Below are 17,700 nucleotides of genomic sequence, written 5' to 3'. Positions count from 1 at the left end.
GCTCACGCGGCCGCCCCCGTCCGCACGCGGATCCGGTGCTCGAACGCCCGGCAGAGCGCGTGCACCAGCACGAGCTGCGCCTCCTGCACGTTCGAGCCGTGGCCCTCGAGCGCGATCGACTCGTCGCAGGCCTCGGTCAGCGGGTTGGGCCCGTCGCCGGTGAGCGCCCAGGTGCGGGCGCCGGCGGCGCGGGCCGCCTCGGCCGCGTGCAGCAGATTGGCGCTGCGGCCGCTGGTCGAGAGCAGCACGACGACGTCGCCGGTGCGGGCGTGCGCGGTGACCTGGCGGGCGAAGACGTGGTCGAAGCCGTAGTCGTTGCCGATCGCGGTGAGGCTCGAGGTCTCGGAGTGCAGCGAGATCGCGGAGAAGGGGATGCGGTCGCCGTCGAAGCGGCCGACCAGCTCCGCGGTGAGGTGCTGCGCCTCCGCCGCCGAGCCGCCGTTGCCGGCCGCGAGCAGCCGCGCCCCGGAGTGCAGGCGGTCCGCCAGCTCGACGCCCCAGGCGACGATCCGGTCGGAGTGCCGCTCCAGCTGCGCGACGACGTCGAGCGCGCGGGCGACGTGGTCGTCGACGAGGCGCCGGGCGGCGTCCGCCGGGGTGTCGGACGGCGTGTCCGTCGGGGTGTCCAGAACGGTGTCGATGCTCATCTGCGCGGGGCCGCCTTCCGGGGGGTGGAGGAGAGGGAGGTGCGAGCGGTGCCGCTCATGGCGGCATCGCCGTCGCCGAGTCCGGCGAGGGTGGTCAGGTAGGCGCGCTCGGTGTCCGCGGCGACGCGGTCCCAGGAGTAGCGGGACTCGACGCGGGCGCGGCCGGCGGCTCCGTAGGCGCGGGCGCGCTCCGGGTCGGCGATCAGCGCGGCGAGGGCCTCGGCGAGCGCGGCGGGGTCGCGCGGCGGCACGTGCACGCCGGTGACGTCCTCGACGACCGTGTCGATCAGCCCGCCGACGGAGGAGGCGACCACCGGCACGCCGCAGGCCATCGCCTCCAGCGGGGTGATGCCGAACGGCTCGTACCAGGGCGCGCAGATCACGATGTCGGCGGAGCGGAGCATCGCCGGCATCTCGGTCTGCGAGAGCTGGCCGGCGAAGACGACGCGGTCGGCGACTCCGAGGCCCTCGGCCACCGCGTGCAGGCGCTGGTACTCCGGGTCGGCGGCGAGCGCGTCGCCCGATCCGGAGCCGCCGACGACGACCAGCTCGGCGTCGCAGCCGTCGGCGACCAGGCGGGCGAGCGCCTCGATCGCGTGGCCCATGCCCTTGCGGGGCACGAGGCGGCCGATGCTCATCAGGCGCAGCCGCCCGGTGCGCTCGGCGACGGGTCCGTCGGGCGTGAAGCGCTCGAGATCGACGCCGCAGGGCACCACCGAGATGCTCGAGGTCGGCACGCCGAGGCCCTTCAGCTCGAAGGCCTCGTCGGAGCAGGTGGCGACGACACCGTCCGCCCGCTGGCCGACGCCGGGCTCGAGCCAGGCGCGCTCCTCGGGGCTGGTGTCGAGCGCGCCCTGCTGACGGCGCTTGACCACGCCGAGCGCGTGGAAGGTGTGGAAGACGGGCACACGGCGCCCGGTGGCGCGCTCCACCCGCTCGGAGGCGTCGAGCGCGGCGACCCCGGACATCCAGAAGTGGCTGTGCACCAGGTCGGGCCGGGAGTCGAGCCAGTCGTTCGCGAGGTCGACGGCGAAGTCGCCCATGAAGGGCAGCAGCTCGTCCTTGGAGACCTTGGCGGCCGGGCCGGCGTCGATGTGCACGACCTCGACGCCGGAGGTGAAGGGCACCCGGCGGGGGAGCGACGCGTCGTCGCGCCGGGTGTAGACGGTGACGCGGTGACCGCGGCGCGCGAGCGCGTCGGCGAGCGCCGCGACGTGCACGTTCTGGCCGCCGGCGTCGACGCCGCCGAGCGTCGCCAGCGGGCTGGCGTGCTCGGAGACCATCGCGATCGAGAGGGGACGCGGAGTGCTCATCGGGTGCTCCCTTCGCGGGTTCCGGCGGTGGAGAGGGTGGGCGGGGCGGCGGCGAGGTCGCCGAGCAGCTCGTCCCAGTCGCGGTGGAAGCGGCCGAGGCTGTAGCGCGCGAGCGCGGCCTCGCGGGCGACCGCTCCGGCGACGGCGGCCCGCTCCGGATCCTCGATCAGCGCGCGGGCGGCTGCCGCCAGCGCGTCGAGGTCGTTCGAGATCGCGCCGGCCTCAGGCGGCACGGCGCGGCCGGCCTCGGTGGTCTCCAGCGCGACGACCGGCATGCCCAGGTGCATCGCCTCGAGCAGCGCGAGGCCGAGCGAGGTCCAGCGGAACGGGTGCAGGTAGACCCGGCGGCGGGCGAGCTCCGCGTGCATCGCGCCGGTCTTCACGTCGCCGAGGACGTCGAGGCGCTCGGCGGGCAGCCCGGGCGTGCCGACGAGGCCCTCGGTCTTCATCCCGAAGACGTCGAGCGGAGCGACCGCGGCGAAGCGCGGCAGCAGATCCGTGCCGGTCACCCGCTGCCGGCGCACCGGCTCGTTGATGACGACGCCGAAGCGCGCGAGCTCGCCGGTGTAAAGGGGGCCGGGGTCGTTGATCCCGTGCTCGATCACCGTGGTGCGCGTCGACCCGGTGTCCCACATCAGCGCGTTGAAGTGCGTGACGTGCACGAGGAGGAGGTCGTCGCGGTCGGCGAGCGGGTGGCGGTTGTCGGGCACGTCGCCGCGGGGCGTGTTGTGCTCGACGTAGACCGCCGGGATCTCGCGGCCGAGCCGGCGGCCGAGCAGGCGCTCCGCCTCCGCGAGCTCGTCCGGGCGCTGCAGGAGGACGACGTCGACGTCGGCGTCGCGCAGCTCCTCCGGGGCGATCTCGACGGTGTTCGGCCAGTCACGGCCGCCGGTGCCGAGGCCCCAGCCGTCGCGGACCGGGGTCGTCGGGAGCAGGTACTCGTGGTCGCCGCGGACGAACGCGTCCGCCCAGCCGCCGTGCACGTGCCAGAGCAGGATCCTCATGCGAGCGCCTCCGAGGGTGTCGTCGTGGATGTCGTGGAGTCGCGCCGCGGGAGCGCGCGGAGCCGGTGGGCGGCGGCGACCGCCTCCTCGGCGCTCACCCCCGCGAGGCAGGGGTGGCCGGGGACGGGGCAGACGCGGGCGCGCGAGCCGGCGCAGGCGGCCTGCTGGTCGCCGAGCAGCTCGACCGGCACGCCGTAGGGCGCCCAGCGGATCGCCGGGACGACGGGCGCGAACAGGCTGACCACCGGCGTGCCGACGGCCGCCGCGAGGTGCGCCGGGCCGGTGTTGCCGCTGATGACGACCTCGGCGCGAGCGAGCACCTCGGCCGCGCCGGCGAAGTCGGTCGCTCCGCCGAGGTCGATGCCGCGGCTGCCCGCGACCTGCGCGGTGAGCGCGCGCTCGCCCGGCCCGCCGGTGACGGCGACCGCGAGTCCGGAGTCGGCGAGCAGCTCGACCGCGCGCGCCGCGTTCTCGGCCGGCCAGGCCCGCGCGGGCACGGCGGCTCCCGGGTGCACGACGACGTACGGTCCGACGCCCTCGAGCGCGGCCGGAAGGACGCCGCCGCGGTCGACCCGCAGCAGCCCGTCGTCGCCCTCCGGCAGCGCGAAGCCCGCGGCCGCCGCGATGGCGAGGGCGCGCTCCGGCTCCGGCTGGTCCTCCTCGAGCGTCTCGCCCGGGACGAGCCGCACGTCGAGCAGAGCACCGGCGAAGTCGACCGAGGCCCCGGAGATCCGCGCGACGCCGGACAGGCGCAGCAGCAGCGCCAGCGGCAGCGGCGACTGGTGGAAGGAGGTGAGGATCACGGCCTCGTCCGGAGCGAACTCCTCGACGATCGATCGCAGCTCCGCCACGAGGGCGGCGTCGACGGGCTTCGTGGCGTCGCCGATCCACGGGCAGGACCAGGTGCGCACGGCCGCAGGCCCCGGCAGCAGCGCCGCAGCGGGCGCGCCCTGCGGCCCGGCGAGCAGCAGCACCTCGGCGTCGGCGGCGATCGCCCGCACGGCAGGCCCGCAGAGCAGCACGTCGCCCGCGCTGTCCAGGCGCGCCACCAGCACGCGGCGGGTCACTCGGCGTCCTCGTCCGGCTGCATCGCCAGCAGCAGCTCGACGGCCTCGAGGAGCGTCGCCGCGCGCAGCGGAGCGGCGGCCACCTCCTCGGCCCGGGTGATCGGGGTGGGCACGAGCACGCCGCGGGCACCCGCGGCGGCGGCCGCGCCGACGTCGGCGCCGATGTCGCCGATCACCGCGAGGGAGTCGGCGGGCAGCCCGAGGGTCTGCGCGGCGTCGAGCACCATGCCCGGCGCGGGCTTGCGGCAGGCGCAGCCGTCCTCCGGGCCGTGCGGGCAGAGCATCCACGCGTCGAAGCCGCCGAACAGCTCGTCGACGCGGCGGTTCACGGCGTCGGCCTGCGCGCGGTCGATGATGCCGCGGGCGATGCCGGACTGGTTCGTGACGACGCCGAGCTTCAGTCCCGCCTCGCGGGCCCGCTCGACCGCGTCCAGCGCGGTGGGCATCGGCTCGACGCGCGCCGGGTCGCCGTTGTAGGGCACGTCGACCACGAGCGTCGCGTCGCGGTCGAAGAGGATTCCGCGCAGGCGCGCGGCGCGCGGGGCGGGGGCGTCCTCCGCGGTGCGGTGCGCGGAGCCCGGCTGGATCGAGTCGTTCACCTCTCCCTCGTACCCCCCTCGTCCGGGTTCCAAACGCGGGGGAGGAGAAGTGGTGCGCTCGGGCGCGTCGGAGCCGCGGGGCCGGCCGGGCGAGATCCGCGCGTCTGAGGTCGCCGGAGCGGGGTACGGGACCTCCGACAGGAAGGAGGCGCCGTGCGCGCTCTCACCGACCCGGACGGAACCCCGGAGATCCTCGCCCTGCGAGCCCTCAAGCTCGGCGACATCCTCGTGGCCGTCCCCGCCCTCAAGGCGCTGCGCCGCGGCTTCCCCGAGCACCGGCTGATCCTCGCGACCACGCCCTGGCTGGAGCCGATCGTCGACCTGATCGACGGCCTCGACGCCCTGGTGCCGACCCTGCGCGGGCTGGACGATCCGCTGCCGGTCGCGCCCGGTCGCATCGAGCTCGCCGTCAACCTGCACGGCAACGGCCCGGAGTCCCGCGACGCCCTGATCGCGCTCGAGCCCGAGCGCCGCCTCGAGTTCCGCGTCCCCGCCCTCGACCCCGACGCGAGCCACGACGACCCGCGCCCACTCTGGCTCGACGGCGAGCTGGAGCGCGCCCGCTGGGCCCGCCTGGTCAACTCCATCGGTCTCGACGCCGACCCCGAGGACGTCGGCATCGCCGTCCCGGCCGTGCCCGCGCCCGTCGACGGCGCGGCGATCGTGCACATCGGCGCGTTCTACGGCTCGCGCGAGTGGCCGGAGGAGCGCTTCGCCGCGGTCGCGCGGTCGCTGGCCGCCGAGGGGCACCGCGTCGTCTACACCGGAGGCGCGAACGAGGCCGACCGCGCCCACCGCGTCGCCGAGCTGGCCGGAACGGGCGAGGTGCTCGCCGGCGCGATCGATCTGAGTGGATTCGCCGTCGTCGTCGCCGCGGCCGAGGTGCTCGTCACGGTGGACACCGGTGCCGCGCACCTGGCGTCCGCCTACGGCATCCCGTCGGTCGTGATCTTCGGACCGGCGCCGCCCGAGGCCTGGGGCCCGCCGGTCAGCGGACCGCACGTCGTGCTGACCGACGCGTCGCTGCGCCGCGGGGACGTCTTCTCCTCCGAGCCCGATCCGGCGCTGCTCGCGGTGCAGACCGAGCACGTCCTCGACGCGCTCGCCACCCTGCCCTCGCGCGCCGACGCGCACCTCAGGCGGTCCGCAGCCGCGCCGCAGGGTGGACGGGAGTGACGGTTGCGACCCCGCTCCGGGGCGCCTTCGGCTGATGTCCGCGAGACGGGGCGCCGAGGCGGTCGGCGAGCTGCGCGAGGATCCGGCGCTGCAGCCGCGAGACCTGCATCTGCGTGGTGCCGAGCGCGTCGGCGATCTGCTGCTGCGTCATCTCCTCGACGAAGCGCATCCGGAGCAGCTCGCGCTGGCCGTTCTCGAGCTCGGCGAGCGCCCGGGCCAGGCCGTGGCGGCGGTCGATCGCCGCGAGGTCCTCGTCCTCCCCGCCGATCGTCTCGGCCAGCCGGACCCCGGTCTCGCCGACGGTCTCGTCGAGGGAGAGCGGATGCCCGGCCGCGCGCGCGTCGGCGACCTCGGCCGGCTCGACGCCGAGCCGCGCGGCGATCTCCCGATCGCTCGGGTGGCGGCCGAGCTCCTGCGCGAGCTCGTCGGCGACGACGGCCGAGCGGCGGTGCAGCTCCTGCACGCCGCGGGGCGGGCGGATCATCCAGCCGAGGTCGCGCAGGTGGCGCTTGAGCTCGCCGGTGATGGTAGGCACCGCGAAGGCGGCGAAGCTGTCGCCGCGCTCCGGCGTGAAGCGGCGGGCGGCCTTGACCAGCCCCACGTAGGCGACCTGGCGGAGGTCCGCGCGGTCGCCGCCGGCGCGGGACACCCGATTCGCCATCGCCTCGGCCAGCCCGAGATGGTCGAGCACGATCCGCTCCCGGATCCGCGCGCCCTCGGCGTCGTCGGCGGTCGCCGCCGCGTGGAAGAGCGAGAGGGTGCGGGCGTCCTTCTCCTCGCGCGGCGAGGCGGACTCGCTCGGCGAGTCGGTCGCAGGGGCGAGCGCTGAGTGGGCGGTGTCGAGAACGACCGTGCTCATCGGGACCCCTTTCCGGGCATGCTGGCGCGTCCGGGGCGGCAGGGTGCGACGCGCTCGTCGTCGAGCGGCCCCGGGGGAGAAGCGGTAGCCACAGGCCACCACTGCTCCTCCCGTTCGAGAAGTCCGTTGACTCGGAGCACTGCTTCGCGCTAAGCGTCTCCATCGCGCCCCCCACCGCGCTCCCGGCCGCGCCGTCCTCCGCCGCACCTCCGGCTCGCGATTCCACCTCCGGCTCGCAGAATCACGCGCTTCCCACGAGCCTCAGCCGTTTCCGCGTGCTGAGCGTCCACTCGCGTCACCTCCGGCTCGCGAATCCACTCCCGGCTCGCCGGATCGGCCGCTTCCTGCGTGCCGAGGCCGTTTCCGCGAGCCGAACGTCGACCCGCCGTCACCTCCGGCTCGCGATTCCGCCTCCGGCTCGCCGGATCGGCCGCTTCCTGCGAGCCGAACCGGATTCCGCGAGCCGGACATCCACCCGAGCGGGCCCCCTGTCCAGTCCGGGCGCCGATCCCCGCCCCGCCGCTAGAATCGCCCCGTATGTCTGAGCTCACCCCGCCCTCCGATCGCGCCCACGACGCGCACCCGTTCACGACCGCGACCGGGAGCGACGTCCGCGTCCGCTTCTGCCCGTCCCCGACCGGGACGCCGCACGTCGGCCTCATCCGCACCGCTCTGTTCAACTGGGCCTACGCGCGGCACACCGGAGGCACCTTCGTCTTCCGGATCGAGGACACCGACGCGGCCCGCGACAGCGAGGAGAGCTACGAGCAGCTCATCGACGCGCTCCGCTGGCTGAAGCTCGACTGGGACGAGGGTGTCGGCGTCGGCGGCCCGCACGGCCCGTACCGCCAGTCCGAGCGCAGCGACGTCTACACCGACGTCATCCAGCGCCTGCTCGCCTCCGGCCACCTCTACGAGAGCTACTCGAACGCCGAGGAGATCGACGCCCGCAACGAGGCGGCCGGTCGCGCCAAGCAGCACGGCTACGACAACTTCGACCGCGGTCTCACCGAGGAGCAGCGCGCCGCCTTCCGCGCCGAGGGCCGGAGCCCGGCGCTGCGCCTGCGCGTCCCGGACGCCGACCTCTCCTTCGACGACCTCGTCCGCGGCGAGATCACCTTCCCGGCCGGCTCCTTCAGCGACTTCGTCGTCGTCCGCCCCAACGGCCAGCCGCTCTACACGCTGGTGAACCCGGTCGACGACGCGCTGATGCAGATCACCCACGTCCTCCGCGGCGAGGACATCCTGCCCTCCACCGCGCGCCAGATCGCGCTGTACCACGCGCTGATCGACATCGGACTGACAACGTTCGTCCCGCGCTTCGGCCACCTGCCCTACGTGATGGGCGAGGGCAACAAGAAGCTCTCCAAGCGCGACCCCTCCGCCAACCTCTTCCACCACCGCGACCGCGGCTTCATCCCCGAGGGCCTGGTCAACTACCTCGCCCTGCTCGGCTGGTCGCTCACCCACGACCGCGACGTCTTCTCGATCGACGAGATGATCGCCGCCTTCGACGTCGCCGACGTGAACCCCAACCCGGCCCGCTTCGACCTCAAGAAGGCCGAGTCGATCAACGGCGACCACATCCGCCTGCTCGCGGTCGACGACTTCACCGAGCGGACGATCCCCTACCTGATCGCCGCCGGCGTCCTCTCCGCCGAGCCGACCGCCGACCAGCGCGCCGTCCTCGACGCCGCCGCCCCGCTCGTCCAGGAGCGCATCGGCCTGCTCGGCGAGGCGCCCGGCATGCTCGGCTTCCTCTTCACCACGGCCGACGCCCTCTCCTACGACGAGGACGCGCTCAAGGGCCTGCCCGCGAACGCCGGCGAGGTCCTCGCCGCGTCGATCGGCGCCCTCGAGCTCGTGCCCGAGGGGGAGTGGCTGACGGCCTCGATCCAGGAGGCGCTCGCCGGCGCGCTGATCGAGGGCCTCGGCCTCAAGCCCCGCATCGCCTACGGGCCGCTGCGCACCGCGATCTCGGGCCGCCGCGTCTCGCCGCCGCTGTTCGAGTCGATGGAGATCCTCGGCAAGTCCGAGTCGATCGCCCGTCTCGCCCGCCTCGCCGACACCCGGAGCTGATCGTGGCGGAGGTGCAGGGCGGCCACTACGACGTCGTGATCATCGGCGCCGGTCCCGCGGGGCTCTCGGCGGGGCTGAACCTCGTCCGCGCGCGCCGCAGCGTGCTGCTGCTCGACAGCAACCGCCCGCGCAACGCGGCGACCCTCCACTCGCACGGCTTTCTCACCCGCGACGGCGTCTCGCCGCTGGAGCTGCGCCGCCTCGGCCGCGCCGAGCTCGAGCAGTACGAGGAGGCCCAGGTGCACAACGCGATGGTCACCTCGGTCGAGCGCTCCGGCGGCGAGTTCGTCGTCACCGCGAAGGGCGTCCGCGGCTCGGCCGACCGCTCGGTGCTGGCGACCGCGGTCGTCGTCGCGGGCGGCCTCTCCGAGCGCCTCCCGACGCTCCCCAGCCTCCGCGCCTACTACGGCACCGCCGTGCACAGCTGCATGGAGTGCGACGGCTACGAGAAGGCGGGGGAGCCGCTCGCCCTTATCGGCGAGACCGCCGACCTCGCCGAGCGCGCCATGCTGCTCTCCCAGTGGTCGACCGACCTCATCGTCTTCACCAACGGCGTCGGAACGGTCAGCGACACCGACGAGTCGCTCCTGAACTCGATCGGGATCCGCATCGAGCGCCGCCCCGTCGCGGACCTGGTGGGGGAGCGCGCCGTGATGACCGGCGTCGCCCTCGCCGACGGCGACGTGATCCCGCGCGCCGGCGCCTTCGTCCGCCCGGTCTGGGTCCCCGTCCTGGACTACCTCGACCCGGCCGGCCCCGAGGTCGACCCCGACGGCTTCCTCCGCGTCGACGCCGGTGGCCGCACCTCCGTGCCGGGCCTCTACGCTGCGGGCGAGGTCACCGCGCCCGGACCGCAGCAGCTGATCGTCGCCGCCGGCTCCGGCGCGCAGGTCGCCTCGGCGATCAACCGCGACCTCGTCCGTGCCCGCCTCGGCGAGGCCGCCCCCGAGTCGGAGGCCCCCGCCGTGCACGATCGGGGCGCCGATTTGAGCGGCGTGCGTCCGTAGGGTACTGTCGTCTCTTGGCGCCGGGTTCGACTCCGGCCGCCGCCTGGTCCCGGCCTCACCGCCGGATGACCATTGGGGTATGGTGTAATTGGCAACACGACTGATTCTGGTTCAGTTGTTCTTGGTTCGAGTCCAGGTACCCCAGCACTGAAGTGCTCGCGAGAGTCGAAGCATCACCCGGCGTTCGTCGCCGCTGCGCCTCCTCCCGCTGGGCCTCCTCCGGCTGTGCCTCCTCCCGCTGCGATCCGGCTCGTCGCCCGGCGTCCCGACCGCGGTCCTGCTCTCCGTCCGGCACCTGCGCGCGTCCCGCTCGAACCAGCACGCATCCGCCGTCCGGCCGACGCCCGGGAACCCCGTCCATGCCACGATGAACCTGTACATCGCTCAGAAACCCGCCCTCCGCGGGTTCCGAGAAGGGGGTCCCTCGTCCATGAATTCTGATCTGCTCTGGGTCGTCGGCGCCGGCATCGTCGTCGGTGTCGTGCTGCTGCTCGCCATCATCGGCTTCTTCATCTTCCGCGCCTGGTACCAGGTGCCGCAGGCCGACGAGGCGATCGTGATCGTCGGAAAGAAGCAGAAGGGCGACGACGGGCTGACGTCCAACATGACCGTCATCACCGGCGGCGGCGCGTTCGTCAACAAGCTGACCCAGCGCTCCGACCGCATCTCGCTGCGGTCGCGGCAGATCAAGATGGAGCCGGTCGCGCAGACCAAGAACGGCGTCACGATCCACCTCGCGGGCGTCGCCCTCGTCAAGATCGGCTCGACGCCCGACCAGGTGCGCGCCGCCGCCGAGCGGTTCGCCTCGCAGGACCAGTCGATCGACGTCTTCACCACCGAGCAGCTCGAGGGCGCGCTGCGCGGTGTCGTCGCGAAGCTCAGCGTCGAGGAGGTCATGCAGGACCGCCAGAAGCTCGGCGACGAGATCGCCGAGGGCATCAAGGGCGACCTGCTCGCCCAGGGGCTCGTCCTCGACTCCTTCGCGATCCAGGGCGTCACCGACCGCAACGGCTACATCGAGGCGCTCGGTGCGCAGGAGATCGAGCGCGTCCGCCGCGAGGCCGACGTCGCCCGGATCAACGCGGCCCGCGAGGTCAAGGCTCGTCAACTCGCCACCGACGAGGCGAACCTGATCGAGCAGACCGCCTTCGACAAGAACACCGCCGCCTCGAAGTCCGAGGTCGGCCGCGCCAACGCCGAGGCGGAGCAGGCCGAGAACCTGGCCCGCGCCGAGCGCGAGCAGGCCGTGCTCGTCCAGCGCGCCGAGAACCGGCAGGCCGAGCTCGACGCCGACGTCAAGCGCGTGGCCGACGCCGAGAAGTACCGGCGCCAGACCGAGGCCGACGCCGACGCCTACGGCCGCGCGAAGAAGGCCGAGACCGACCGCCAGGTCGCGCAGCAGGTGTCCGACGCCGAGGCCTACGCCGTCCAGCGCCAGGCGGAGGCCCGTCAGGCGTCCGCCGCGGCCGAGGCGGCAGCGGTCAGTGCCCGCGCCGAGGCGGAGGCCCACGCTCTGCGCGCCAAGGCCGGCGCCGAGGCCGAGGCACTGCGCGCGAACGCCTCCGCCGAGGCGGAGGCCATCCGCACCAAGGGTGAGGCGAGCGCGGCCGCGATCCAGGCCGAGGCGGAGGCGCTCCGCGAGAACCAGGAGGCGATCCTGGGCCGCGAGCTCATCGGTCAGCTGCCGTCCCTGATGGCGGAGTTCGCGAAGGGCTACCAGAACGTCGGCACCATCACCCTGATCGGAGGCGACACCGCGGCCACGCACATCGCCCGCGAGCAGGCGGCGAGCCTCTCGGCCACGTTCGACAGCGTCAAGTCCGCGACCGGCGTCGACCTCGGAGCGATCCTGCAGGGCCAGGCCTTCGGCCGGGGCGTGGCCTCGACCTCGGCCGCCCAGCCCGCCGATCCCGGCAAGCGCACGGATCCCACCGCCGTCGCCTCGACGAGCTGACGACCCGGGGCCGCCCGCCCGCGACGCGGGCGGCCCGGACGTCCTGCCGGCAGGTGCGGCCCCGGACTTGTCGCCGCCGCATCGATCCGTCACCAACGGCTGCCTCGACGGCTCCTACACGACCCTCCGCGCCGGATCGACGCGCCCCCTCGCGCGCCGAGCACGCGGAGGCCGATCCGTCCACTCCCCGTGCGCTCTGCAGCCGGAACGTACGCTGACCGAATGAGACAGGGTCGGATACGCGGGGCGGGCGCCGCGGCGCTGGCCCTGACCGCGGTCCTCCTGCTGGCCGGTTGCAGCGGCGACTCCTTCCGCGCCGACTTCGCGCGCACCTTCGGCAGCGACGAGGCGGTCGCCGACCTCGAGCTCTCCGCCGTCGAGGACATGCCGTTCACCGGCGGAGTCAGCGCCGAGATCGTGGCCCGCGAGGACCTCTCCGACGCCGACGTGACGTCCCTCGCCGACCGGTTGGCCGCCTTCGCTGCGAAGCGCCCGACCGGAGACGTGCGGATCCTCCTCGACGCCGACGACCTCACCCTGCCCGTGTCCGGCGACGAGGACCTCACGTCCGGCCGGATCGCGGCGGCGCTCGCGCTGCGCGAGGACCCGCGAGTTGAATCCCTCGCCCTCTCCGCCGACGACAGCGAGGACCGCGTGAGCGGCCTGAGCCTCTTCCTGGCGGAGCAGGCGACCGCCGACGACGCCTTCGCACTCGCCCGCGACGCCCCCGCGCTCCTCCCCGACGCCCCGCCCCTGCACGTGAGCGTCCAGAGCGCCGACCGCTCGCTGCTCGTCACCGGCACCCCGGGCCCCTGGCTCGATGACGCCGAGCGCCTCTGGACCGCGATCTCGGCCGCCGTCCCCACCGCGGGCTTCCGCGCCGACCCCGACCACCTCGACGTGACCCTGACGAGCGACGCCGACCGCCCCGCGGCGACACTCGCGGCCGCCGCCGTCCCCAGCGGCTCGACCGCCGTCACGTTCTCCGGCCCCTGATCGCGTCCGGCGACACCGCCTTCGAGCGCAGGCTGGTGCAGCCTCGTCGTTCCGGATCCCCGCGCTGGTCAGCAGCGCGGCCTCACCGTCACTCCCAGGTCGCGACGACAGGATTCCACCGACCTGGCACGGCGGCGGACAGCACCGGGTCGGCGAAGCGCGCGACCGCGCCGAGCAGGTCGCCGAACGCCTCGGGGAGCTCGCCGTCTCGGTGCGAGCGGGTACGCCAGGCGCGGTACTTCTGCTGTGCTCGTTCGCTCATGGGCGCGAGCGCGGGCAGGAGGGGCGCCAGCGCGACCCCGCGGTACTCGGCGACAGCGGTCATCGAGGTGCGGAGCTCTCCTGCATCCACCGAGTGGAGTCGTGTGAGCACGGAGACGTCTGCGAAATCACGCCATCGAGTGTTGGCGACACCGCGGTCGATGGCAGTGATGATCTTCTCGGCGATCACCATCGTCAGCGGGTACCCGAGCACCGTCACGGGTGGGAGGCCGAGAGGAACGACCCGCGGCAGGTCGATGAGGCGCGGCGCGGGCCAGATCGGGTCGCCGAAGTTCACGTCCATCCCGATGGTCAACCGCGCAGATCCGAGCCGCGCGGTCAGTCTCACTCGCACGCCCGCGTACTCGTCCTCGTCGCGGATCGTCGTCGCGGTGACGGCGGAGGAGTCGAAGACGAGGCCGTCCGCGCACCCCAGCGCCGCGATCGCTCGAACACGCTCCGCGACCTCCTCGGGGTCACTGTCGAGTCCGGTCGCCTGGAGGTCGATGTCCTTCGTCGGGCGGCGCGCAGCGAACGCGGCGAGCAGCACACCGCCCTTGAGAACGAAGTCCTCGCGGTACTCGGAGAGCGCGATCCGCGCCAGCAGGCCCTCGAGCGCGTACAGCGTCATCAGCTCCTGCACGTCCGCGCCGGACTGTCGGGCGAAGGCGCGGATGGCGAGAATCGCGTCTCCTGCCGGGGTGCCGTGCTGCGGACCAGGGCTCACAGAAGAACCTCCAGGGCCTGCTGGAGTGCGGGACGCGCCATCGGGAAGTCCTCGGCCATCGCGAGCAGCGCACCCGGGCTGCTGCCCCGCCTGCGGAGCCACTGCTTGAGCGCGCCGAGCGCGAGGTCGGCGCCCCAGACGTGCCGCAGCCGGAAGACGTCGATCACGGTGCGCTCGGCCGAGTAGAGGCCGATCGACATCCCGCCGGGGAGTGCGTGTTCACCGCGACCGACGCCGAACGTGCCGGCGTCGAACCGGTGCCAGGAGAGGAGGGCGTGATGCACGGTGACCGTCTGAGTGCCGCGTGGAACAGCGACGTCGCTTCGAGAAGGGATCTCGTCGGTCAGCTCGTGCAGCGAGAGCGCCGTCAGAAGGCACAGCGTGGCGTCGGCGTTCTTCGCCGCGATCGCGATCCACGCCGCCGTCGTGTCGTCGGCGAGCCCCGATCGGAGGAACAGGCCGGGAGCGATGCGCTCGAATTCGCCGGTACGGATCAGGTGGTCGAGGCCGTACCGGGTGAGGCCTTGCGCAGCCAGACCGCGGTAGTCGAGCAGGTCCGGTACGGTCGCTGCGTCCATGCTCGCCCTCTCGTCAGCAGGATGCGGTACAGGTCCAGTATACCTGTACTGCTTTTCGTCGCGTCTTCCGACTCCTGACGTCTGCGGCTCCGCGATGCCCCGCTCAGAAGTAGCGCGCCAGGTGCTCGCGGAGTGCTTCGTCGCAGACGTACACGTACGTCCCCCGGATGCCGCGCGTGAGCAGCACCGTGTAGATGTTGCGGACGTACGCGAGCAGGTCCTCGTCGCTGTAGGTGATTCCGAGCTTCTTGTTGTTCTCGCGGCCCTTCTTGTCGAAGGAGTGCGCGCGGTCGAAGACGATGCGGCCCGAGGCGGTGTCGTAGCGCAGGTCCCGGCCGATGATCACTCCGGCGTAGTTCAGGTCGTACCCCTGCACCGTGTGGATCGAGCCGACCTCGTCGATCGCGCCGGGGGAGTTGATCCAGTCCCGCTGCGTCTGATTCCAGCGGAGGGACTCGTCGCCGATCACGATGTCGAAGGCGCCCTTGTCCGTCTTCGTGACCCACTTCCACGCGTAGCCGGCGACCAGGCGCGAGAGGCCGTGCTCCCGGTCGCGCTGCACCACGGCACGCCGCAGCTCGCCCGGATCATCGAAGAAGCGCAGGTCGTACCCGCCGAAGTCCTCCCGATCACGGGGAGGCTCGTCCGACAGCACGGCGCGCACGTAGCCGACGTAGTCCTTGTCCGCGGCGATGCGCATCTGCGAGCGGAGCGGGTAGAGCCGACCCGCGGCCGACGCCTCGGCCAGCACCGCTCGGGTGACGGTGGCGGGCAGGTCCGCCGGGCGGACGGTCTGCGCGGTGTCCAGCATCAGGATCGTGTGCCGGCTCTGCGCGCGGATCCAGTCGAGCTGCGTGTGCTCCAGCGAGTCCGCGCCGAAAAGACGCTCGTTGATGTCGATGAACTTCCGGTTCAGCGGTCCCGACGGCTGATTCGCGCGCTGGCTCAGCCGGTGCGCCTCGTCGACGAGCAGGAGGTCGAAGGGATCGTCGCTCTCGCCGACCTGGAACGGCGTCAGCACGAGGTCCTTCGACAGCCCCGGCGTGAGCGTGAAGACCCGCGAGATCGACCCGCGCAGCGACTGCTGCGGCACGACGAGGCCGACCCGCAGGGTCGACAGCAGCTCGGCGTGCCCCGGGGTGAAGAACTCGCTGAAGACGGAGTCGGCGTCCAGCGGCTCCTCCGGATCGTGCCGGCGGATGTCCTGCAGCAGCTTCAGCAGGTAGATGGCGACGACGGTCTTCCCGGTGCCCGGGTCGCCCTGCACGACGACGGTGCTCCGCTCGCCGGACTCGAGGTCGGCGAACAGCCCCTCCAGGATGTCCTCGACGGCGACGGCCTGGTCGTGGTTGAGCGCCTTGAACGGCGACAGCTTGAAGAGGTCGCTGTTGACGATCTCCGGGAGGGTCCGCTGGAAGAGGTGCTCCTGGGTGCGGAGCACCTCGAAGACCTCGTCGAAGGTCTCGCGGTACGACGCGCGGTCGAAGTAGTCGGCATCGGTGATGCCGGCGTTCTGATTGAGGACGGTCAGACGTCCCTCGCCGGCGAGCATCCGCAGGAGGAACGACTCGAGATCGAGGCAGGCCGACTTGTTGAACGTGTCGTCGAAGACCACCCGCACGCGCTCGAGTCGGCTCTTCGCCGGCGAGTCCAGGTGCTGGCGCAGCCGCGCCTCGGCGTTCAGCGACTCGCCGACGTAGACCTCGGAGGCGCTGTCGAGGACGTACACGACGGGCCAGTTGCGGTGGCGGGGATCGGCGGCTCCCCAGGCGCGCACCCGGTCCTCGTCGAAGGGCAGGCGCTCGAGCTCAAAGCCGGTCATGCTTCTCGCTCCGGCCGCGCGCCTTCTCCACCGGGTACTTCGCGCGCGTCTTCTCGAGCTTGTCGAGGACGACCGCGCCGGGATCGACTCCGAGCCTGTCGGCGAGGAGGAAGCAGTACGTCAGCACGTCCGCGAGCTCCTCGACCGCCGCCGGCAGGTCGCCCTCACCCCACTGGAAGCACTCGAGCAGCTCGCCCGACTCGATGCTGATGCTCTTCGCGAGGTTCTCCGGCGAGTGGAACTGCGCCCACTCCCGCTCCCGGACGAAGGCGCGGAGGGCGTCGAGGACGTCGTCATCGGGCATGGCTGCCAACCTACAGCGGCGGTGCCGATACCCCCTTCCTCCGACGAGAGGTGTCCCGCCGCCGCCCCGGTCCTCGGACCGTTGTGGCCCCGTTCCGCGTCCACTCGACTCTCGGTCCGTCGCCGACCGGACCCGAACGGGGCCCCGCGGCGACGCCGGGCCCCGTTCCGCGTCCGGTCAGCCGAGCTCCTTGCGCATCTGGATCGACGTCGGCTCGTAGCCGAGCGACTCGTACAGCCCGCGTGCCGCGGTGTTGAAGCCGAAGACGTTCAGCGCGAGCGCCCGGTAGCCGCGCGAGCGGGCGTGCTCCTCCGCCAGCAGCATCGCCGCGCGGCCGAACCCGCGGCCGCGCTCCGACGGGTCGACCACCACGTCCCAGATGTAGGCGACGCCCTCGAGCTCCTGCGGGTGCGGACCGACCCAGATCACGCCGACCGGGCGCCCGTCGTCGAGGACCCGCAGCAGATCGTGGTCCGGCGCGAGCACTCCGCCAGGGAACAGCCGCTCGTCGTTCGCGTCCGCGTTCCGCAGCGCCGCCGCTTCGTCGTCGCCCGCGCGCATCCGGTCCGCGACGTAGGACGCGCGCTGGACGGACATCCACTCGGCGAGTTCGGCGGGCGGGAACGGCGCGAGGGAGACGGGCATGCTTCACCGTCCCACACCTGCGCTGACTTCATCAGCCGGCATGGAGATCACGTCTGCAGTCGTCCGCTCCGCGTCGTCGGAGGCTGCTCGCCGGACTGTGCAGGGAAGTCGTCGACCCGGTCGTTGCGTATTACGATAATCCGCATGAACGATGAGGAGACGATCGCCGGGCGACCGGTGACGGAGGAGCAGATCGCATCCTGGGCCGCCGAGGCGGAACGCGGGTACGACGTCGATGCGCTCAAGGCGAGAGGACGGGGACGCCCGGGACGGGGCGCGCAGCCCTCGCAGGTCGTCGCTGTGCGGCTGACGCTCGAGGAGCTCGCCGCGCTCGACGAACGCGCCGCCAGAGAGCACAAGACCCGCTCCGAGGTCGTCCGGGAGGCGCTCGCCTCCGCCGCGGCGTGAGAGTCCACATCTCTGCTCTGAGGCACGGCATCTCCGAGGAGGACGCCGTTCACGCGGCGGGTCTGGCGCTCTGGGTCGAGGACCTGGACGAGGACTCTCCGGCCCGTCAGCTGCGCCTCGGCTTCGACACCCACGGTCGCCTTCTCGAGACGGTCGTCCTGGTCTTCGACAGCGGGAACGAACTCGTCATCCACGCCATGAAAGCCCGCCCGGGAATGATCGACCTCCTGCCCTGACCAGCACCCGTCGGGCGT

The 17,700-nt window shown here is 73.1% G+C and carries 18 protein-coding genes and 1 tRNA gene; 8 read left to right on the top strand and 11 right to left on the bottom strand.

Annotated elements, in window-relative coordinates; genetic code table 11:
* Nucleotides 1–2: 2 nt before the first annotated feature.
* The 5 genes from EDF22_RS11155 to EDF22_RS11135 are packed head-to-tail and all read right to left on the bottom strand — an operon-like array spanning nt 3 to nt 4,630.
* On the bottom strand, nt 3–647 hold the full coding sequence (locus tag EDF22_RS11155; RefSeq protein ID WP_123705033.1) for an SIS domain-containing protein: 645 nt from the start codon (nt 645–647) through the stop codon (nt 3–5).
* Nucleotides 644–1,960 (bottom strand): glycosyltransferase, encoded by a 1,317-nt coding sequence (locus EDF22_RS11150; RefSeq protein WP_123705032.1) that lies wholly within the window; start codon nt 1,958–1,960, stop codon nt 644–646. Before EDF22_RS11150 ends, EDF22_RS11155 begins: the two co-directional genes overlap by 4 nt.
* Entirely contained in the window at nt 1,957–2,964 is a 1,008-nt protein-coding gene (locus EDF22_RS11145; RefSeq protein ID WP_123705031.1) for a glycosyltransferase, read from the bottom strand. The genes EDF22_RS11150 and EDF22_RS11145 overlap by 4 nt, the downstream gene beginning before the upstream one ends.
* Complete coding sequence (locus EDF22_RS11140) at nt 2,961–4,031, bottom strand: glycosyltransferase family 9 protein (RefSeq protein ID WP_123705030.1); 1,071 nt, start codon at nt 4,029–4,031, stop codon at nt 2,961–2,963. Before EDF22_RS11140 ends, EDF22_RS11145 begins: the two co-directional genes overlap by 4 nt.
* A complete protein-coding gene (locus tag EDF22_RS11135) occupies nt 4,028–4,630 on the bottom strand; it encodes an HAD family hydrolase (protein ID WP_311316355.1) in 603 nt (200 codons plus the stop codon). Before EDF22_RS11135 ends, EDF22_RS11140 begins: the two co-directional genes overlap by 4 nt.
* 153 nt (nt 4,631–4,783) lie before the next feature.
* Here EDF22_RS11135 and EDF22_RS11130 point away from each other — a divergent pair, with 153 nt between their 5' ends.
* Nucleotides 4,784–5,806, top strand: a complete 1,023-nt coding sequence (locus EDF22_RS11130; RefSeq protein ID WP_123705029.1) for a glycosyltransferase family 9 protein — start codon at nt 4,784–4,786, stop codon at nt 5,804–5,806.
* Here EDF22_RS11130 and EDF22_RS11125 read toward each other — a convergent pair.
* Nucleotides 5,766–6,665 carry a sigma-70 family RNA polymerase sigma factor gene (locus EDF22_RS11125; RefSeq protein WP_123705028.1) on the bottom strand — a complete coding sequence of 300 codons (900 nt, stop codon included), beginning with the start codon at nt 6,663–6,665 and terminating at the stop codon, nt 5,766–5,768. The two genes, EDF22_RS11130 and EDF22_RS11125, sit on opposite strands and share 41 nt — an antisense overlap.
* 537 nt (nt 6,666–7,202) lie before the next feature.
* Between EDF22_RS11125 and gltX the strand changes: the two genes are divergently transcribed.
* From gltX to EDF22_RS11100, 5 genes are all read left to right on the top strand, one after another.
* Nucleotides 7,203–8,744 (top strand): glutamate--tRNA ligase, encoded by a 1,542-nt coding sequence (gltX, locus tag EDF22_RS11120; RefSeq protein ID WP_123705027.1) that lies wholly within the window; start codon nt 7,203–7,205, stop codon nt 8,742–8,744.
* A gap of 11 nt (nt 8,745–8,755) precedes the next feature.
* On the top strand, nt 8,756–9,751 hold the full coding sequence (locus tag EDF22_RS11115) for an NAD(P)/FAD-dependent oxidoreductase (protein ID WP_123705575.1): 996 nt from the start codon (nt 8,756–8,758) through the stop codon (nt 9,749–9,751).
* Nucleotides 9,752–9,824: 73 nt separating this feature from the next.
* A tRNA-Gln gene (locus EDF22_RS11110) sits at nt 9,825–9,896 on the top strand.
* Nucleotides 9,897–10,181: 285 nt separating this feature from the next.
* Nucleotides 10,182–11,705 (top strand): SPFH domain-containing protein, encoded by a 1,524-nt coding sequence (locus tag EDF22_RS11105; RefSeq protein ID WP_123705026.1) that lies wholly within the window; start codon nt 10,182–10,184, stop codon nt 11,703–11,705.
* A 222-nt stretch (nt 11,706–11,927) separates the two neighbouring features.
* Nucleotides 11,928–12,701 carry a hypothetical protein gene (locus tag EDF22_RS11100; protein ID WP_123705025.1) on the top strand — a complete coding sequence of 258 codons (774 nt, stop codon included), beginning with the start codon at nt 11,928–11,930 and terminating at the stop codon, nt 12,699–12,701.
* Nucleotides 12,702–12,789: 88 nt separating this feature from the next.
* On the opposite strand, the gene EDF22_RS11095 is transcribed toward EDF22_RS11100, so the two are convergent.
* From EDF22_RS11095 to EDF22_RS11075, 5 genes are all read right to left on the bottom strand, one after another.
* The gene (locus tag EDF22_RS11095) at nt 12,790–13,689 is read right to left on the bottom strand and encodes a nucleotidyl transferase AbiEii/AbiGii toxin family protein (RefSeq protein ID WP_185038871.1); all 900 of its coding nucleotides are present in this window, start codon (nt 13,687–13,689) and stop codon (nt 12,790–12,792) included.
* Nucleotides 13,686–14,267, bottom strand: coding sequence for a hypothetical protein (locus EDF22_RS11090; protein WP_123705024.1), 582 nt, complete (start codon nt 14,265–14,267; stop codon nt 13,686–13,688). The genes EDF22_RS11095 and EDF22_RS11090 overlap by 4 nt, the downstream gene beginning before the upstream one ends.
* A gap of 103 nt (nt 14,268–14,370) precedes the next feature.
* Entirely contained in the window at nt 14,371–16,089 is a 1,719-nt protein-coding gene (locus EDF22_RS11085) for a DUF2075 domain-containing protein (RefSeq protein ID WP_123705023.1), read from the bottom strand.
* Nucleotides 16,076–16,393: a nucleotide pyrophosphohydrolase gene (locus tag EDF22_RS11080; RefSeq protein WP_123705022.1), complete on the bottom strand. Its 318-nt coding sequence runs from the start codon at nt 16,391–16,393 to the stop codon at nt 16,076–16,078. The genes EDF22_RS11085 and EDF22_RS11080 overlap by 14 nt, the downstream gene beginning before the upstream one ends.
* Nucleotides 16,394–16,570: 177 nt before the next feature.
* Entirely contained in the window at nt 16,571–17,038 is a 468-nt protein-coding gene (locus EDF22_RS11075) for a GNAT family N-acetyltransferase (RefSeq protein ID WP_123705021.1), read from the bottom strand.
* Between the two features lie 144 nt (nt 17,039–17,182).
* Between EDF22_RS11075 and EDF22_RS11070 the strand changes: the two genes are divergently transcribed.
* Together EDF22_RS11070 and EDF22_RS11065 are read left to right on the top strand one after the other, a co-directional pair.
* Nucleotides 17,183–17,446 carry a ribbon-helix-helix protein, CopG family gene (locus tag EDF22_RS11070; RefSeq protein WP_123705020.1) on the top strand — a complete coding sequence of 88 codons (264 nt, stop codon included), beginning with the start codon at nt 17,183–17,185 and terminating at the stop codon, nt 17,444–17,446.
* Nucleotides 17,443–17,682: a toxin gene (locus EDF22_RS11065; protein ID WP_123705019.1), complete on the top strand. Its 240-nt coding sequence runs from the start codon at nt 17,443–17,445 to the stop codon at nt 17,680–17,682. The genes EDF22_RS11070 and EDF22_RS11065 overlap by 4 nt, the downstream gene beginning before the upstream one ends.
* Nucleotides 17,683–17,700: the final 18 nt, after the last annotated feature.

This window comes from Rathayibacter sp. PhB127 (assembly GCF_003751665.1).
Taxonomy (GTDB): Bacteria; Actinomycetota; Actinomycetes; order Actinomycetales; family Microbacteriaceae; genus Rathayibacter; species Rathayibacter festucae.
This window is presented reverse-complemented; position numbering and strand designations above follow the sequence as displayed.

Bases quoted from the DNA above. Each gene is read 5' to 3' on its own strand.
- EDF22_RS11070 (WP_123705020.1), top strand. From the start codon at position 17,183: ATGAACGATGAGGAGACGATCGCCGGGCGACCGGTGACGGAGGAGCAG.
- EDF22_RS11090 (WP_123705024.1), bottom strand. From the start codon at position 14,267: ATGGACGCAGCGACCGTACCGGACCTGCTCGACTACCGCGGTCTGGCT.
- EDF22_RS11125 (WP_123705028.1), bottom strand. From the start codon at position 6,665: ATGAGCACGGTCGTTCTCGACACCGCCCACTCAGCGCTCGCCCCTGCG.
- EDF22_RS11155 (WP_123705033.1), bottom strand. From the start codon at position 647: ATGAGCATCGACACCGTTCTGGACACCCCGACGGACACGCCGTCCGAC.
- EDF22_RS11100 (WP_123705025.1), top strand. From the start codon at position 11,928: ATGAGACAGGGTCGGATACGCGGGGCGGGCGCCGCGGCGCTGGCCCTG.
- EDF22_RS11105 (WP_123705026.1), top strand. From the start codon at position 10,182: ATGAATTCTGATCTGCTCTGGGTCGTCGGCGCCGGCATCGTCGTCGGT.
- gltX (WP_123705027.1), top strand. From the start codon at position 7,203: ATGTCTGAGCTCACCCCGCCCTCCGATCGCGCCCACGACGCGCACCCG.
- EDF22_RS11145 (WP_123705031.1), bottom strand. From the start codon at position 2,964: ATGAGGATCCTGCTCTGGCACGTGCACGGCGGCTGGGCGGACGCGTTC.
- EDF22_RS11150 (WP_123705032.1), bottom strand. From the start codon at position 1,960: ATGAGCACTCCGCGTCCCCTCTCGATCGCGATGGTCTCCGAGCACGCC.
- EDF22_RS11080 (WP_123705022.1), bottom strand. From the start codon at position 16,393: ATGCCCGATGACGACGTCCTCGACGCCCTCCGCGCCTTCGTCCGGGAG.
- EDF22_RS11085 (WP_123705023.1), bottom strand. From the start codon at position 16,089: ATGACCGGCTTTGAGCTCGAGCGCCTGCCCTTCGACGAGGACCGGGTG.
- EDF22_RS11075 (WP_123705021.1), bottom strand. From the start codon at position 17,038: ATGCCCGTCTCCCTCGCGCCGTTCCCGCCCGCCGAACTCGCCGAGTGG.